Here is a 16904-nt window from a genome sequence, read left to right as displayed (position 1 = left end):
CGGCTTTCGCTTGTGCAGCGTCTTGTTTGGCTTGCTCTGCCGCCTCGGCTTTCGCTTTAGCAGCCGCTTGTTTAGCCTCTTCAGCGGCTTCCTTCGCCTGTTCAGCCGCCTGAGCTTTTGCTTGCGCCGCAGCCTGCTTCGCTTGTTCAGCCTGAGTATCGCGCTGACTCTGCTTAGACGCATTATATTGTTTGACGACAGCGCCCGGATCGACCATCACAGCGTCAATGTCACTGCCGCCACCGCCACCAGAGCTTGTTTCGATATGTTCATTCATTGAGCTGATAATCAGTATAGCGATTAACACAATGTGTAATGCTATAGAGATAATTACCGCTCTTTTCAACTTATCGTTTTGTTCCGTTAACTTCGACACTCACGATTCCCGATATGATTCGCTATTAAATGGGTTGTGTCATCAAGCCCACTGATTTTACGCCTGCTTGGTGCAGAAGGTTCAGTGCCTTAATAATTTCGTCGTACGGTACTTCCTTCGCCCCACCAATGAGGAAAACCGTTTTAGGGTTTTGCGCTAATTGGCGCTGTGCCTCATTAACGACCTGTTCAGGAGGCAGTTGTGTCATACGGTTATGATCCACAACAATGCTATATTGACCGACCCCTGCAACTTCGACAATAACCGGAGGGTTATCATCGCTCGACACTGTTTTAGCGTCCGTTGCATCAGGCAGGTCAACTTCTACGCTTTGCGTAATAATCGGTGCCGTAGCCATAAATATCAGTAATAAAACGAGTAATACGTCCAAAAGCGGAACGATATTAATTTCTGATTTTAAGTCACGACGTCCGCGACCGCGCGATCTAGCCATGAGTCAACCCCTGATTACTTAGTCATTTCGCTGTTATAAGCCTGACGGTGCAAAATGGCAGTAAATTCTTCTGCGAAATTGTCGTAACCTTGTTCAAGCTTATTCACGCGCTGGTTTAAGCGGTTATAAGCCATAACGGCAGGAATCGCCGCAAACAGACCGATAGCGGTAGCAATAAGAGCTTCTGCAATACCCGGGGCAACCATTTGTAACGTTGCTTGTTTAACCGCACCTAGCGAGATAAATGCATGCATAATTCCCCAAACGGTACCAAAAAGGCCGATGTAAGGACTGATAGAGCCGACTGTTCCCAAGAAAGGGATATGAGCTTCTAAGGTTTCCAGTTCACGGTTGGTCGAGATACGCATAGCACGGGTCGCCCCTTCCACTACCGCATCAGGAACTGGACTATTAATTTTATGTAAGCGTGCGAATTCTTTAAAGCCCGAGTAGAAAATCTGCTCAGTGCCCATTAACTCATCACGACGAGTGAGGCTTTCTTGATATAACTTGGAGAGGTCAACACCAGACCAAAATTTCTCTTCAAACTCGACAACTTCACGAGATGCCGCATTGAGAATCCGAGTACGTTGAATAATGATAGCCCAAGAAACAATTGAAAAGGCTATTAGAATCAACATGATGAATTTGACCAGAAGGCTTGCCTTTAGGAACAAATCAAGAATATTCATGTCAGTCACTGCGTAAACTCCGCGACAATAAACGTAGGAAGCGCTATCGGCTTCATCTGGTGTAAATTAATGCAGGCAATCAACACCTCTGCTTCATTAATTACTTGGCCTTCAGCGTTAACAATACGTTGAAGAAAAGTAATGGTAGCGCGTGTCATTTTGACGATTTCAGTCGTCACCTCAAGCATATCGTCTAAACGCGCCGCTGCCCGATAATCAACACTCATCTTTCTTACGACAAAACCGACTTGTTTTTCGAGAAGAAATTGCTGATTGATCTCTTTAGCACGTAACATTTCTGTTCTCGCACGTTCATAAAATGCGATATAGCTTGCATGATACACCACGCCTCCGGCATCAGTGTCTTCATAGTAAACTCTGATTGGCCAACGAAACAGCATTTGACTCACTCCACATCCCTATAATGGTTTAAACTCCGCTACTATACGCAAGAGCAATGAGCTTGGGAATGGGGCAAACTCTGCTTGATAAAATAATTATTTTTCTTTACGTTTTGGTGCCGTAACCCTCAACCCAACACATTTAAATATACTTAATTATCAATAATTTGATTAAAACCATAAAAAAACCCTCCAGCATCTCTACAGAAGGGTTAAGGTTAAAGATTAACAAAGTAATTCAATTCATCGATATTAAGAATCAGGCGTGTTCTTGTTTTCACTATTTTCCAGCGCTAACGCTGTCATTACACCAAAAGAACAGGCAAGTAAGGTGCCTAATATCCAAGCGAAATACCACATAAGATTGACCTCTTAATACAATGAATGAGTGTTCTTTTCTATATCTTGGTGCGTGATACGACCAAACATTTTGTAATAGCACCAGATGGTATATGCCAAGACGATCGGCACAAAAATCATTGCCGCGAAGGTCATGGTCGTCAAGGTGAGTTGGCTCGATGTCGCATCCCACATGGTCAGACTATTATTGATAACAGTACTAGAAGGCATGATAAACGGGAACATTGCCACCCCCACCGTCATAATGACACAGGCAATGGTTAATGATGAGCTAAAGAACGCCCACCCTGCCCGCCGCGCCGAGGCCATCAGAAAGGTCATCAACGCGAAAATCAGTCCACCGAGAGGGAAAATCCATAAGCTGGGAGTAGTTGAAAAATTATCCATCCATAACCCCACGCCTGTCACCACTTCTTTACTCATAGGGTTAGACTCGGCAGCATGATTGAGCGGAGAGGCTAATTGATAACCCTCAATACCATACGCTAGCCAGACTCCAGCTAATGCAAAACAGATAAACATGACGGCGCTACTGATTTGGCTACAACGTTGGCTTCTTTTTAACAACACTGAATCGGTACGCATCATCAGATAAGTCGCCCCTTGTGTGAGGATCATCGTTAGGCTCACCACACCCGTCAATAATGCAAAGGGATTCAGCAGTTGGAAAAAGTTACCGGTGTAAAACAAGCGGAGATCGTTATCAAAGTGGAACGGGACACCTTGTAATAGGTTACCAAAGGCCACGCCGATCACTAACGGCGGGACAAAACTCCCAATGAAAATTCCCCAATCCCACATCCCCCGCCATTTCGGGTTTTCCAGTTTAGAACGGTAATCGAAGCCGATTGGACGGAAGAAAAGTGAGGCAAGTACTAAGATCATCGCCACATAAAATCCTGAGAAGGCGGCAGCATAAACCATTGGCCATGCTGCAAATAGCGCCCCGCCTGCGGTGATCAGCCAGACTTGGTTTCCATCCCAGTGGGGAGCAATACTGTTAATCATAATGCGGCGTTCTGTGTCAGTACGGCCGATTAATCGGCTTAACATCCCGACTCCCATATCGAAACCATCTGTTACCGCGAAGCCGATAAAGAGGATGCCGATCAGCAGCCACCACACAAAGCGTAATACTTCGTAATCAAACATGAATGCGTCCTCGATAATTTAAACTGAAGCGTTATCCGCAGAGTGTTCATGATGGTAACGACCCGTTTTCAGACTAGATGGCCCTAAACGAGCGAACTTAATCATTAAATACATCTCAGCAATGATGAATAAGGTATAAAGCCCTAGCACTAATCCCATCGAGAAAAGCAAATCACCCACAGTTAACGACGAGTTAGCCACTGCAGTGGGCAGTACCTCACCGATTGCCCAGGGTTGACGACCATACTCCGCAACAAACCATCCTGACTCTACCGCTATCCAAGGGAGAGGCAGTGCGCACACTGCTGCCTTCAAAATAAAGCGATTTTTGCCAATCCGATTACGTATTACGGTAATGAACGACGTTGCAATAACTAAGAAAATAAGCACCCCACACAGCACCATGATGCGGAAGGAAAAATAGAGGGGGGCAACGCTCGGAATAGAATCTTTGGTAGCTTGCTGAATCTGTGCTTCAGTTGCATCACTGACATTCGAGGTATAGCGCTTGAGGAGTAGCCCGTAACCTAAGTCCTTTTTATGACTTTCGAAGGCTTCACGTACCGCTAAGTCTTGATTGCCATTACGTAACTCGGTTAACAGGGCATAGGCTTTCATCCCATTGCGGATACGAATTTCGTGTTCGGCCAATAAGTCCTTCAAACCCAGTACCGGCTTATCGGTCGACCGGGTAGCGATCAATCCCAGTAAATAGGGTACTTGAACCGCATAATGGTTTTTCTCGGCCTGTTGGTCTGGTATGCCAAATAGGGTAAACGCAGCAGGCGCAGGTTGCGTGTCCCACTCCGCTTCAATCGCCGCTAACTTAGTTTTTTGCACATCGCCCATTTCATACCCAGATTCGTCACCAAGAATGATGACAGAGAGTACGGCCGCAATACCAAAACTTGCTGCAATAGCAAAAGAGCGTTTAGCAAAAGCAACATCGCGCCCTTTCAATAAGTACCAGGCGCTGATCGCTAAAACGAAAATCGCACCGGTGGTATAACCAGAGGCGACGGTGTGTACAAATTTGACTTGAGCAACAGGATTGAGTACTAATTCGGAGAAGCTCACCATTTCCATTCGCATGGTTTCGAAATTAAATTCTGATGCAATCGGATTTTGCATCCAGCCATTTGCAACTAATATCCATAACGCAGATAAATTGGAGCCCAATGCCACTAACCAAGTAACCGCTAAATGCTGCACTTTCCCTAAGCGATCCCAGCCAAAGAAGAATAACCCCACGAAGGTCGATTCTAAAAAGAAGGCCATTAATCCTTCAATTGCTAAGGGTGCACCAAAAATATCACCGACATAATGTGAATAATAAGACCAGTTAGTGCCAAACTGGAATTCCATCGTCAGTCCAGTGGCGACGCCGAGGGCAAAATTGATCCCAAACAATTTACCCCAGAACTTCGTCATATCTTTATAGATTTGCTTACCGGTAAAAACATAGACCGTTTCCATAATCGCCAGCAGAAAGGCCATACCCAGCGTTAGCGGGACAAAAAGAAAATGGTACATTGCGGTTAAAGCAAACTGTAGGCGAGAGAGTTCGACAATATCAAACATTCTTACTCCTTGTTTCACTCTAGTTTTCACCAGTTACTGGAAATTATTTCAATAAACTCAATGAAATCTAAATAGATAATGTTAATAACTCAGCTTAATAGTCATGAGAGGAATTATGATTAGGCTGCTTCTTATCTGCCGGTGCCCGAATCTATCTCTTTAATTAAGATAGCCTTCTTCCTCAACAAAGAATATTGAGTTCGAGAAGAGCTGACGGTGATAGTGGAAGATAATGTAATCTTAGTGATTAATTATTTCTAGAAACTAACAGAGGGTTAATTGATCTCGATCTAAAATCTTATAAGTATATTTTTAGAAATTTTTCCTTGTTAAATTAGATCACTATTAATGTTTTAATTTTGAATACAAAAAGCCACCGACGGGTCGATGGCTTGATTGATATTAAGGTAACTTAGCGTGCAGGCAGAACGGCTTTCACCGCATCACCGATATCGGCGAGGCTACGCACAGTTTTGACCCCAGCAGCTTCTAAAGCAGCGAATTTCTCATCAGCAGTCCCTTTACCCCCTGCAATGATCGCCCCTGCATGACCCATACGCTTACCTTTAGGCGCTGTTACACCGGCAATGTAGCTTACGACAGGTTTGGTTACGTGGGCTTTAATGTAAGCGGCCGCTTCTTCTTCTGCGCTACCACCGATTTCACCGATCATCACGATAGCTTCAGTTTGCGGATCTTTCTCGAATAACTCGAGGATATCAATAAAGCTTGAACCCGGAATCGGGTCACCACCAATACCGACACAGGTCGATTGGCCGTAGCCAATATCGGTAGTTTGCTTAACCGCTTCATAAGTCAGGGTACCTGACCGTGAGACAATTCCGACACGACCAGGTTGGTGGATATGACCGGGCATGATGCCAATCTTACATTCACCTGGGGTAATTACACCTGGGCAGTTAGGGCCGATCATGCGTACACCGGCTTGATCCAATTTCACCTTAATAGTGAGCATATCCAGCGTAGGGATGCCCTCGGTGATGGTGATGATCAGTTTAATCCCTGCATCAATCGCTTCTAAAATACTATCTTTACAGAAGGGTGCAGGAACATAAATGACTGACGCCGTTGCGCCAGTCGCTTCAACAGCTTCGCGTACGGTATTAAATACAGGCAGATCTAAGTGCGTCGTCCCGCCTTTTCCTGGTGTGACACCGCCAACCATTTGCGTCCCGTATGCGATCGCCTGTTCTGAGTGGAATGTACCCTGGCCACCGGTGAAACCTTGGCAAATGACTTTAGTATTCTTATCAATCAAAATAGACATTATTTACCCTCCGCCGCAGCGACAACTTGCTGGGCAGCGTCAGTCAAACTGGTAGCTGCGATAATATTTAGATCACTTTCTGCTAAACGTTGTGCACCTAATTCAGCATTGTTCCCTTCAAGACGAACGACAACAGGCACATTTACACCAACTTCTTCAACTGCCCCAATAATACCGTCGGCAATCAAGTCACAACGAACAATCCCACCAAAAATATTGACAAGGACCGCTTTCACCGCGTCGTCTGAAAGAATAATTTTAAAGGCTTCAGTCACGCGCTCTTTAGTGGCGCCGCCGCCAACGTCAAGGAAATTAGCCGGTTGGCCACCATGGTGTTTAACAATATCCATGGTCCCCATCGCTAGGCCCGCACCGTTCACCATACAGCCGATATTACCTTCTAAGGCAACGTAGTTAAGTTCCCACTGCGCGGCATGCGCTTCGCGAGAATCTTCTTGGCTTGGGTCATGCATTTCACGCAGTTCTGGTTGACGGAACATTGCGTTACTGTCAGCGCCCAGTTTGCCGTCTAGGCAGATCAGATCGCCTTCAGTGGTGATCACTAATGGGTTGATTTCAACGAGTGCCAAATCACGCTCTAAGAATAGCTTCGCTAAACCCATAAAGATTTTCGCGAATTGGCTGACTTGTTTACCTTCCAGCCCTAATTTGAACGCAAGCTCACGGCCTTGGTAAGGCATTGGGCCGGTTAACGGATCCAACGCCATTTTATGAATTAAGTGTGGTGTCTCTTCAGCCACTTTCTCAATTTCAACGCCGCCTTCTGTTGAGGCCATAAACACGACTCGGCGGGTACTGCGGTCAACGACTGCGCCCAGATAAAGCTCTTTATCGATATCGGTAGCGGCTTCGACGAGAATTTGGTTAACCGGCTGACCTTGTGCATCAGTTTGGTAAGTCACTAAATTCTTACCTAACCAGCTTTCGGCAAAGCTACGGATCTCTTCTTTACTCTTTACCACTTTCACGCCACCCGCTTTACCACGGCCGCCCGCATGAACTTGGCATTTTACTACCCAAGGTCCGCTACCAATCTTAGAGGCTGCTTCTTCAGCTTCGCGAGGCGTAGTACAAGCATAACCAGACGGCGCAGGTAAGCCATAACGTGCAAAGAGCTGTTTCGCCTGATATTCATGTAAATTCATAGGGTATTATCCATTCAGGTCAAAAAATAGGCGTGCAGAGTACACGCCACAGTAAATTAGACATCCAGCAGCAGACGTGCAGGATCTTCAAGTAAGTCTTTGATCGCTACGAGGTAGCCCACTGATTCACGGCCATCGATAAGACGGTGGTCATAAGAAAGTGCGAGGTACATCATAGGCAGGATTTCAACTTGTCCATTCACCGCCATAGGACGATCTTTGATAGCGTGCATACCTAAGATTGCGCTTTGTGGTGGGTTGATGATTGGCGTTGACATCAGCGACCCAAATACCCCGCCATTGGTGATGGTAAAGTTACCGCCGGTCAATTCCTCAACCGTCAACTTGCCATCGCGCCCTTTGATAGCCAGTTCTTTAATTTTCTTCTCAATATCCGCCATGCTTAGTGCATCAACGTCTTTAAGTACAGGCGTGACTAAGCCACGTGGCGTTGACACCGCGATGCTGACGTCAAAGTAGTTGTGGTATACCACGTCGTCGCCATCGATGGAGGCGTTCACTTCTGGGTAGCGCTTAAGGGCTTCAACTACCGCTTTGATATAGAAAGACATGAAACCTAAACGAACGCCATGACGTTTCTCGAACGCTTCACCATATTGTTTGCGAATTTGCATGATCGGTTTCATATTGACCTCGTTAAAGGTGGTCAACATCGCCGTGCTGTTCTTGGCTTCTAATAAACGCTCTGCGACACGTTTACGTAAACGTGTCATAGGAACACGTTTCTCACTACGATTAGAAATCGCTGCGGGGGCAGATTGCGCAGCGGCTTCTGCTTTCGGCGCTGATTTTGCCGCAGCCAGATGCTTCTCTACATCTTCACGCGTAATGCGTCCACCGACTCCGGTACCTTTGATCTGTGTCGCGTCTAAGGTATGTTCAGCGATAAGACGGCGAATGGCAGGCGTTAAGAAGTCGTTGGACTCGTCACTGCTCTCCTCAGTCGGTGCGGCATCTGGGGTAGAGACCTGAGCCGTAGCAGGCAAAGCCGAACTCTCTTTCCCTGCACTATTACCCTCTTTAAGGCGGCCCAGCAATTGACGAGAAACGACTGTCGCGCCTTCAGCTTCAACAATGGCCTCTAAAATACCGTCGGCTGCTGCTGGCACCTCTAAGATCACTTTATCGGTTTCAATTTCTACCAGCACTTCATCGCGCTGGACGCTGTCACCAGGCTGTTTATGCCAGGTCGCAACCGTGGCATCGGCAACAGATTCCGGTAAATCGGGAACGAAAATTTCTAAGCTACTCATTGTCTTTCCTTTTTATCAATCAACGTTCAGCGCATCATTAACTAATTCTTGCTGCTGCTTTTGGTGAACAGACATGTATCCCACAGCTGGAGAAGCGGAAGCCGCCCGGCCAGCGTAGCGTAATTTAGCCCCTGCAGGGACGACATCATGGAAGTTATGTTGGCAACAGTACCAAGCACCTTGGTTTAACGGCTCTTCTTGGCACCAAACAAAATCTGTAACGTGGCTATAGGCACTGATTGCCTGTTGAACCGCTTTGTGCGGGAACGGGTATAGCTGCTCAATACGAATAATCGCAACGTTATCTTGTTCATTTTTACGACGTTGCTCTAATAAGTCGTAATAGACCTTACCGGAGCAGAGTACGACGCGTTTTACCTTCTGCGCATCTAACGAATCAATTTCTGGAATGGCAGGCATAAATTCGCCTTGTGCCAGTTCATCCATTGTCGAAATAGCTAACGGATGGCGCAGAAGCGATTTCGGCGACATCACCACCAGCGGGCGGCGCATACCCCGTAAAGCCTGACGGCGTAACATGTGGTATACCTGGGCTGGCGTTGACGGCACACAGACCTGCATATTTTGGTCAGCACAGAGCTGGAGGTAACGCTCAAGACGCGCAGATGAGTGTTCTGGACCTTGGCCTTCGTAGCCATGAGGTAATAACATCACCAATCCACACATCCGTCCCCATTTTTGCTCACCAGAACTGATGAACTGGTCGATCACGACCTGAGCGCCATTGGCGAAGTCACCAAATTGTGCTTCCCAAATCGTCAGAGTACGCGGCTCGGCCGTCGCATAGCCGTATTCGAAGGCCAGTACGGCTTCTTCAGATAATACTGAATCCCACACTTTGAATACGCCTTGACCTTTACGGACGTGGTGAAGCGGAGTGAACGTAGAGCCATTACTTTGATTATGAATTACCGCGTGACGATGGAAGAAGGTCCCGCGCCCGGAGTCTTCACCGGATAAGCGTACCGAGATGCCTTCATCCACCAAGGTGGCATAGGCTAAGTTCTCTGCACCGCCCCAGTCGAACGCTTTATTCCCTTCCGCCATTTCATAACGGTCGTTATAAATTTTCTTCACTCGAGACTGCGCTTCAATTTCAGCCGGGATCTGGCTTAAATTCACCGCCATTTGTTTTAGCCGAGCCTGGTCGACTGTCGCAGGATAGTCTTCGTCCCACTCGTGATTTAAATAAGGTGACCAAGTACAAGAGTTCAGCGTCATTGGGCGCCACTCTTCAACCACGCACTCACCCGCATCCAGCGCATCGCGATAGAGATTAACCAGTTCCGTCACCTCGCCCGCACTCACCACATTCGCGGCGGTTAACTTATCGGCATAAATCTTACGGGGTGTCGGATGCTGCTTAATTTTTTTGTACATCACTGGCTGTGTTGCACTGGGTTCGTCGGCTTCGTTATGACCGTGGCGGCGATAACAGACCAGATCGATAAAGACGTCACGCTTGAAGTTATTACGGTAGTCCAAGGCTAAGCGCGTCACGAAGGCAACCGCTTCAGGATCATCGGCATTGACGTGGAAGATTGGCGTCTGAACCATCTTGCCGATATCCGTACAATATGGCGTGGAGCGGGCATCTTTAGGATTTGAGGTGGTGAAACCGACTTGGTTATTGATCACGATACGCACGGTACCGCCGACCATATACCCCCGTGCTTGAGACATGTTCAGTGTCTCTTGCACTACGCCTTGACCGATAACTGCAGCATCGCCATGGATGGTAATTGGCAATACTTTATTGATCGCAGAGGGTTCATCCAAGCGGTCGAGTCGCGCACGCACCGACCCCATGACAACTGGGCTAACAATTTCTAAGTGAGAAGGGTTAAATGCCAAGGCTAAATGCACTAGGCCCCCTTCTGTCTCCAGATCCGAGGAGAAGCCCATATGGTACTTCACATCGCCTGCACCCAAGTGCTCATGATGTTTACCCGCGAATTCATCGAACAGATCTTGTGTTTTTTTACCAAGAACGTTAATCAGCACGTTAAGGCGGCCACGGTGAGCCATGCCCAGCACGACTTCTTGCGTGCCTTGTTTCCCGGCATGGCGGATCATCTCACGAAGCATTGGGATTAGCGCATCCCCACCTTCAAGGGAGAAACGTTTAGCACCCGGGAATTTAGCCCCTAAATACTTTTCCATCCCTTCGGCAGCAGTGAGCTCTTTTAAGAATTTTTTCTTTTCTTCTGCACTAAAGGTTGCTTGCCCCGCGACTGATTCAATACGTTGTTGAATCCAACGTTTCTCTTCAGTGTTGGTTATATGCATGTATTCTGCGCCGATTGATCCACAGTAAGTCTGCTTCAATGCGTCGAAAATTTCGGAGAGTTTCATTGTCTCTTTGCCTGAGGCAAAGGATCCAACGTTAAAGCTCTCGTTAAAATCGCTAGCGCTTAAACCGTGAAAGGCAGGATCGAGATCCGGCACATCTTCTTGCTGCCACAACCCTAATGGATCGAGATTCGCTTTTTGATGGCCGCGGAAACGAAAAGCATTGATGAGCTGCAGTACCTTAACCTGTTTAGAATTGGTTTCAGGGTCACTCACCGAGGTGGTGTAACGCGTGGCATCTTTGGCTAACCGCCGAAAGTATTCTCGCGTTGTGGAATGATATTGATCAGGTCTTAGTGCGTCCGCGGGGAATTGTGCGAACCTTTCACGCCAGACACTATCCACCGAGTCAGGGTCGGTGAGGTAATCCTCATACAACTGCTCGATGTAAGACTGGTTCGCGCCGGCCAGCCAGGATGAGTCTAGCCAGGATTTCATTGCGCTATTCTGCATAGTGATCCCTTAAGCAATGCTATGCTTTTCGTAATATAATTCACCGTTAAACGGAGATACCCAAACAGATGACCGCTCTGTTCTATCGGTTCAGCGATACGAGTGCAATAAGTACTGCCCCCGTAGGGAACCTTTGGCAATTCGACGGGTGGAGGTATCAAATTGCCAAAGGCACCTTTGTCACTGCGGGGAGCCACCCTCCCCGCTTGATACTGCTATGCACCACGTCTCAGTAACATGGATTTAATGTGTCCAATCGCCTTGGTCGGGTTAAGACCTTTAGGGCAAACATTGACACAGTTCATAATGCTATGACAACGGAATACGCTGAAAGCATCGTCTAAATGATCCAACCGCGACTCAGTCTCCGTATCACGGCTGTCGATGAGAAAACGATAAGCTGCGAGTAATCCTGCTGGACCAATAAATTTATCGGGGTTCCACCAGAACGACGGGCAGGAGGTCGAGCAACAGGCGCAGAGAATACACTCATACAGTCCATCAAGATGTGCGCGATCTTCCGGAGATTGTAAAAATTCACGAGCAGGTGGATTTTTATTATCGTTCAGTAAGAATGGTTTAATCTTCTCATATTGCGTGTAGAACTGCGCCATATCGACCACTAAGTCACGAATAACCGGTAATCCTGGTAGCGGGCGGATAATAATTTTACCCTTACCTGAAAGTGCAGAGACCGGCGTGACGCAAGCCAGCCCATTTTTACCGTTCATGTTGATGCCGTCAGAGCCGCAAACCCCTTCGCGGCAAGAACGACGAAACGCGAGAGTCGGATCTTGCTCTTTCAGTTTAATGAGCGCGTCTAACAACATCATGTCGCGCCCTTCCTCCGCCTCCAGCGTATAATCTTGCATACGCGGAGCGTCATCAACTTCTGGGTTATAGCGATATACTGAAAATTCGATTTTCATAAGTCTTTCCGCCTCTTAATAAGTACGCACTTTAGGAGGGAACGCTTCGCGCAGCGTAGGCTGCATGTTCACCTCACGTCGGGTCATACTCTCGCTCTGTGGCAGATAGAGGCTATGACATAACCATTTCTCATCGTCCCGCTCTGGGTAATCGAAACGGCTGTGCGCGCCACGGCTTTCTGTACGATAGTTTGCCGCTACCGCCGTTGCAAAGGCGGTTTCCATCAGGTTATCCAACTCCAAACATTCAATACGCTGCGTATTGAAGTCAGGTGAACGGTCATCAAGACGAGCGTTTTGCAGACGTTGACGAATCGATTTTAACTCTTCTAGGCCTTTAGCCATGGCATCACCTTCACGGAATACCGAGAAGTTATGTTGCATACAGGTTTGAAGCGCTTTACGGATCTCAGCTGGGTCTTCGCCTTCACGGTTATTTTCCCAACGTTGATAGCGACTCATCGCTTGCGCAATCTCTTCTTCCGTCGCTTCACGCAGTTGCCCCTGCGAGGCGATAGATTCTTGTAAATGTAAGCCCGCTGCACGGCCAAATACCACCAGGTCGAGAAGTGAGTTACCGCCTAAGCGGTTAGCGCCATGAACCGATACACAAGCAATCTCGCCAACAGCAAAGAGTCCAGGCACGACAACATCGTTACCCTGTTCATCGACGGTTAAGGCTTGGCCAGACACTTTCGTCGGGATCCCGCCCATCATGTAGTGACACGTTGGGATGACCGGAATAGGTTCTTTGATCGGATCCACATGAGCAAAGGTGCGAGACAACTCTAATATACCTGGTAAGCGTGATTCCAAGACTTCGCTACCCAAGTGATCGAGTTTAAGCTTAAGATGTGGGCCCCAAGGACCATCACAACCCCGGCCTTCACGAATTTCAATCATCATTGAACGCGCGACCACATCACGACCCGCAAGGTCTTTAGCATTAGGCGCGTAACGTTCCATGAAACGTTCACCATGCTTATTAAGCAGATAGCCACCTTCGCCGCGGCACCCTTCAGTCACTAGCACACCTGCGCCCGCGATGCCGGTTGGGTGAAACTGCCACATTTCCATATCTTGTACCGGTACACCAGCGCGTAACGCCATGCCCACCCCATCACCGGTATTAATGTGCGCATTGGTGGTGGATTGATAGATACGCCCTGCTCCGCCCGTTGCCAGTACCGTCGCTTGTGCTTTGAAATAAACGACTTCACCGGTCTCAATACAAATTGCCGTACAGCCTACTACTGCTCCATCGGCATTTTTGACTAAATCTAAAGCGTACCACTCAGAAAATATGGTGGTATGGTTTTTTAAATTTTGTTGATACAGGGTATGCAGTAAGGCATGGCCAGTACGGTCGGCGGCGGCGGCCGTTCGTGCCGCTTGCTCTCCACCAAAGTTCTTCGATTGTCCGCCGAACGGACGTTGATAAACACGCCCATCTTCCAAGCGAGAGAACGGAAGCCCCATATGTTCTAATTCTAAAATCGCTTCGGGGCCGGTTTTACACATATATTCGATCGCGTCTTGGTCGCCGATATAATCGGAGCCTTTGACGGTGTCGTACATATGCCATTCCCAGTTATCTTCATGGGTATTCCCGAGCGCAACCGTGATACCCCCTTGCGCGGAAACCGTGTGGGAACGTGTCGGGAAAACTTTTGATAATAACGCACAACTTTGACCAGACTGTGAGATTTGAAGCGCAGCACGCATTCCCGCGCCACCCGCACCAATCACAATCGCATCGAATTCTCTAACAGGCAGTTTCATTACGCACCCCATACCACAAATGTGCCATAAATCGCATAGCTCGCTAATGCGATAATAATAATCAGTTGCACGACCAGACGGACAGCAAGGTTCTTGACGTAATCTGTCAGTACCTGCCACATACCAATCCAACCATGAATGAGGATCGATAAAAGGGTGAGGAGCGTAAATACCTTGGTGAAAGGCATGGCAAAGAAGCCGCGCCACATATCATAGGTTAGCGGGCCACTGACAACAAAAAAGCCCAGGATATACACAACATAGAGTGCAATAAGAATCGCGGCGGCGCGCAATAATAACCAATCATGCACACCATTTCTTCCGAGTGCGGAAACATTGTTTACCATACGAGAACCCCCGCTAAAATCGACAGTATGGCCGCAATGATAAAGGAGGCCATAGCACTCCGTTTACCTGCCACCAAGGTTTCTTCCATAAAGCCAAAGTCCGCGAGTAGATGGCGGATTCCCCCGACAATGTGGTAAGCCAGCGCTGTTAAGATTGCCCAGAGAATAAATTTCACGAAGAAACTTCCCATGATGGCAGCAGCTTGGTTAAAACCTTCTGGAGATGAGAGAGAGAGCCCTAGCAGCCACAGTAAAATTCCCAACGCAACAAACGTAATCACGCCAGATACACGGTGGAGAATGGATGCTATTGCAGTAACGGGAAACCGGATCGTCGAGAGATCCAAGTTGACAGGTCTTTGTTTATTCACGGTTTTGCCCACACAGCTCTTTTTTATTATGTCTCCTCCGGCCCTGCTGCTTGCCAACTTCTGGTGAAGCTCACTTACAGAACAGTCACATCCAGTGTTAGACGAAAAAAAACGCTGGGTGCCTCCTGAAACAGGTAAATCCGGAGACCTAGTAGGGATTATAGAGAGATCACAATCTTATTACAATTGCTCTACAATTTCTTTGTGTAAATTGAAACAAATCAGTGATCTAACTCACTGTTACTGACATTTATTTATCGCTAATCCACTGATTTGACGCAGATAATGGCTTTATTTTACATTTAGAAACAATAAAGCAATCTATCACTAAATGTTATAGTTTTTCGATTACTTGATAACTATAGATTATGAAATATTCTCCTAAATCACAAAATTTATTTTTTTTACGAAAGTTTCAGGCTGTGACATAGTGACTAAAATTATTTTAAAACAACGGTATCTTTTGGATGACTCATCTAACTGTACGATTCTCCACCACGTCATCGCGGATAGAGCGCTATACTGCTTGACTCAATTTTGATATAAATTGATGACATAATTTTAACAAATTCGCGAATCAGTATTTGGATATCGTTCCAATCGTTCTTTTTGGAGGCAGTAAATGACAGATAAAAAGGTGACACTTACGCTCGACTCAAATGAGTCAGCCGTCGACCTGAATGTACTTAAAGGAACATTAGGCCAAGATGTTGTCGATGTGCGCGCGTTAGGTTCTCATGGCGTTTATACTTTTGACCCTGGCTTCACTTCTACAGCGTCTTGCGAATCCAAAATCACCTATATCGACGGTGAAGAAGGTATTCTGCTGCATCGCGGATTTCCGATCGCTGAATTAGCCACGAAATCTGATTACCTTGAGGTTTGCTACATTCTGTTAAACGGAGAAGTCCCGACAGCAGAACAGTATCAACAGTTTAAAACGCAAGTGACGCGTCACACCATGATCCACGAGCAGATCACTCGCTTATTCCACGGTTTTCGCCGCGACTCACACCCGATGGCCGTTATGTGTGGCGTTACTGGCGCACTCGCCGCCTTCTATCATGATTCAATGGACGTTAATAATCCTCGTCATCGTGAAATTGCCGCTTTCCGGCTCCTATCGAAGATGCCCACCGTCGCGGCGATGTGTTACAAATACTCCATCGGTCAGCCCTTCATTTACCCACGTAATGACCTCTCTTATGCCGGAAACTTCCTGCATATGATGTTTGCGACGCCGTGCGAAGAGTACAAAATTAACCCAGTACTAGAACGTGCGATGGACCGTATTCTTATTCTGCACGCCGATCATGAACAAAATGCGTCAACGTCAACCGTGAGAACGGCAGGTTCTTCCGGCGCCAACCCATTTGCCTGTATCGCAGCGGGTATTGCTTCATTGTGGGGACCTGCACACGGTGGCGCTAACGAAGCAACATTACATATGCTCGAAGAGATCAGTAGTGTTGAGCATATTCCAGAATTTGTCCGCCGCGCGAAAGATAAAAATGACTCGTTCCGTCTAATGGGCTTCGGTCACCGGGTTTATAAAAATTATGACCCACGTGCCACGGTGATGCGTGAAACCTGTCATGAAGTGTTAGAAGAATTAGGGATGAAAGATGATCTCCTGGAAGTGGCTATGCAACTTGAACATATTGCATTAAACGACCCTTACTTCATCGAGCGCAAGCTCTACCCTAATGTCGATTTCTACTCAGGCTTGATCTTAAAAGCGATGGGTATTCCTACCTCGATGTTTACCGTAATCTTTGCTATGGCACGCACTGTCGGCTGGATCTCCCACTGGATCGAGATGCACGAAGAGGGAATGAAGATCGCTCGTCCACGTCAACTCTATACCGGTTATACCGAGCGTAAATTTGAATCCAAGCGCTAGGC

The 16904-nt window shown here is 47.3% G+C and carries 15 protein-coding genes and 1 pseudogene; 1 reads left to right on the top strand and 15 read right to left on the bottom strand.

Going from position 1 to position 16904, the window contains the following annotated elements; translation table 11 throughout:
- The 15 genes and pseudogenes from MKR94_RS03665 to sdhC form a co-directional block, all read right to left on the bottom strand.
- Window positions 1–376: pseudogene (locus tag MKR94_RS03665) on the bottom strand (cell envelope integrity protein TolA); the annotation flags it as partial.
- Between the two features lie 25 nt (window positions 377–401).
- Window positions 402–830: a colicin uptake protein TolR gene (tolR, locus tag MKR94_RS03660; RefSeq protein WP_241645490.1), complete on the bottom strand. Its 429-nt coding sequence runs from the start codon at window positions 828–830 to the stop codon at window positions 402–404.
- Window positions 831–844: 14 nt separating this feature from the next.
- Window positions 845–1531, bottom strand: a complete 687-nt coding sequence (gene tolQ / locus MKR94_RS03655; protein WP_048911805.1) for a Tol-Pal system protein TolQ — start codon at window positions 1529–1531, stop codon at window positions 845–847.
- A complete protein-coding gene (gene ybgC / locus MKR94_RS03650; RefSeq protein ID WP_244986493.1) occupies window positions 1528–1923 on the bottom strand; it encodes a tol-pal system-associated acyl-CoA thioesterase in 396 nt (131 codons plus the stop codon). The genes tolQ and ybgC overlap by 4 nt, the downstream gene beginning before the upstream one ends.
- A 252-nt stretch (window positions 1924–2175) precedes the next feature.
- Window positions 2176–2283, bottom strand: a complete 108-nt coding sequence (gene cydX, locus MKR94_RS03645) for a cytochrome bd-I oxidase subunit CydX (RefSeq protein WP_241592482.1) — start codon at window positions 2281–2283, stop codon at window positions 2176–2178.
- Between the two features lie 12 nt (window positions 2284–2295).
- Window positions 2296–3435: a cytochrome d ubiquinol oxidase subunit II gene (cydB, locus tag MKR94_RS03640; protein WP_241645489.1), complete on the bottom strand. Its 1140-nt coding sequence runs from the start codon at window positions 3433–3435 to the stop codon at window positions 2296–2298.
- Between the two features lie 18 nt (window positions 3436–3453).
- Window positions 3454–5016 (bottom strand): cytochrome ubiquinol oxidase subunit I, encoded by a 1563-nt coding sequence (gene cydA, locus MKR94_RS03635; protein WP_241645488.1) that lies wholly within the window; start codon window positions 5014–5016, stop codon window positions 3454–3456.
- Window positions 5017–5428: 412 nt separating this feature from the next.
- The gene (gene sucD / locus MKR94_RS03630) at window positions 5429–6304 is read right to left on the bottom strand and encodes a succinate--CoA ligase subunit alpha (RefSeq protein WP_241645487.1); all 876 of its coding nucleotides are present in this window, start codon (window positions 6302–6304) and stop codon (window positions 5429–5431) included.
- Complete coding sequence (gene sucC, locus MKR94_RS03625) at window positions 6304–7470, bottom strand: ADP-forming succinate--CoA ligase subunit beta (RefSeq protein WP_241645486.1); 1167 nt, start codon at window positions 7468–7470, stop codon at window positions 6304–6306. The genes sucD and sucC overlap by 1 nt, the downstream gene beginning before the upstream one ends.
- 56 nt (window positions 7471–7526) lie before the next feature.
- Window positions 7527–8744, bottom strand: coding sequence for a 2-oxoglutarate dehydrogenase complex dihydrolipoyllysine-residue succinyltransferase (odhB, locus tag MKR94_RS03620; RefSeq protein WP_241645485.1), 1218 nt, complete (start codon window positions 8742–8744; stop codon window positions 7527–7529).
- Window positions 8745–8759: 15 nt separating this feature from the next.
- Window positions 8760–11570, bottom strand: a complete 2811-nt coding sequence (gene sucA / locus MKR94_RS03615; RefSeq protein ID WP_241645484.1) for a 2-oxoglutarate dehydrogenase E1 component — start codon at window positions 11568–11570, stop codon at window positions 8760–8762.
- 215 nt (window positions 11571–11785) lie between these two features.
- Complete coding sequence (locus MKR94_RS03610) at window positions 11786–12499, bottom strand: succinate dehydrogenase iron-sulfur subunit (RefSeq protein WP_241645483.1); 714 nt, start codon at window positions 12497–12499, stop codon at window positions 11786–11788.
- A 15-nt stretch (window positions 12500–12514) separates the two neighbouring features.
- A complete protein-coding gene (sdhA, locus tag MKR94_RS03605; RefSeq protein WP_241645482.1) occupies window positions 12515–14281 on the bottom strand; it encodes a succinate dehydrogenase flavoprotein subunit in 1767 nt (588 codons plus the stop codon).
- Window positions 14281–14628 (bottom strand): succinate dehydrogenase membrane anchor subunit, encoded by a 348-nt coding sequence (gene sdhD / locus MKR94_RS03600; protein ID WP_048911794.1) that lies wholly within the window; start codon window positions 14626–14628, stop codon window positions 14281–14283. Before sdhD ends, sdhA begins: the two co-directional genes overlap by 1 nt.
- Entirely contained in the window at window positions 14622–15011 is a 390-nt protein-coding gene (gene sdhC, locus MKR94_RS03595) for a succinate dehydrogenase cytochrome b556 subunit (RefSeq protein ID WP_241645481.1), read from the bottom strand. The genes sdhD and sdhC overlap by 7 nt, the downstream gene beginning before the upstream one ends.
- Window positions 15012–15621: 610 nt before the next feature.
- Here sdhC and MKR94_RS03590 point away from each other — a divergent pair.
- Window positions 15622–16902, top strand: a complete 1281-nt coding sequence (locus tag MKR94_RS03590; protein ID WP_241645480.1) for a citrate synthase — start codon at window positions 15622–15624, stop codon at window positions 16900–16902.
- The last annotated feature ends 2 nt before the right edge of the window (window positions 16903–16904 follow it).

It is taken from the genome of Rosenbergiella metrosideri (assembly GCF_022602565.1).
GTDB classification, from domain to species: domain Bacteria; phylum Pseudomonadota; class Gammaproteobacteria; order Enterobacterales; family Enterobacteriaceae; genus Rosenbergiella; species Rosenbergiella metrosideri.
The sequence above is the reverse complement of the archived record's forward strand: the minus strand, read 5'-3'. Positions and strand labels throughout refer to the sequence as shown.

What these genes read in the sequence shown, in the direction of transcription:
- sdhD (WP_048911794.1), bottom strand. Translation starts at nt 14,628, where the DNA reads ATGGTAAACAATGTTTCCGCACTCGGAAGAAATGGTGTGCATGATTGG.
- odhB (WP_241645485.1), bottom strand. Translation starts at nt 8,744, where the DNA reads ATGAGTAGCTTAGAAATTTTCGTTCCCGATTTACCGGAATCTGTTGCC.
- sucC (WP_241645486.1), bottom strand. Translation starts at nt 7,470, where the DNA reads ATGAATTTACATGAATATCAGGCGAAACAGCTCTTTGCACGTTATGGC.
- sucA (WP_241645484.1), bottom strand. Translation starts at nt 11,570, where the DNA reads ATGCAGAATAGCGCAATGAAATCCTGGCTAGACTCATCCTGGCTGGCC.
- MKR94_RS03590 (WP_241645480.1), top strand. Translation starts at nt 15,622, where the DNA reads ATGACAGATAAAAAGGTGACACTTACGCTCGACTCAAATGAGTCAGCC.
- sdhA (WP_241645482.1), bottom strand. Translation starts at nt 14,281, where the DNA reads ATGAAACTGCCTGTTAGAGAATTCGATGCGATTGTGATTGGTGCGGGT.
- tolR (WP_241645490.1), bottom strand. Translation starts at nt 830, where the DNA reads ATGGCTAGATCGCGCGGTCGCGGACGTCGTGACTTAAAATCAGAAATT.
- cydB (WP_241645489.1), bottom strand. Translation starts at nt 3,435, where the DNA reads ATGTTTGATTACGAAGTATTACGCTTTGTGTGGTGGCTGCTGATCGGC.
- cydX (WP_241592482.1), bottom strand. Translation starts at nt 2,283, where the DNA reads ATGTGGTATTTCGCTTGGATATTAGGCACCTTACTTGCCTGTTCTTTT.
- MKR94_RS03610 (WP_241645483.1), bottom strand. Translation starts at nt 12,499, where the DNA reads ATGAAAATCGAATTTTCAGTATATCGCTATAACCCAGAAGTTGATGAC.
- sucD (WP_241645487.1), bottom strand. Translation starts at nt 6,304, where the DNA reads ATGTCTATTTTGATTGATAAGAATACTAAAGTCATTTGCCAAGGTTTC.
- cydA (WP_241645488.1), bottom strand. Translation starts at nt 5,016, where the DNA reads ATGTTTGATATTGTCGAACTCTCTCGCCTACAGTTTGCTTTAACCGCA.
- ybgC (WP_244986493.1), bottom strand. Translation starts at nt 1,923, where the DNA reads ATGCTGTTTCGTTGGCCAATCAGAGTTTACTATGAAGACACTGATGCC.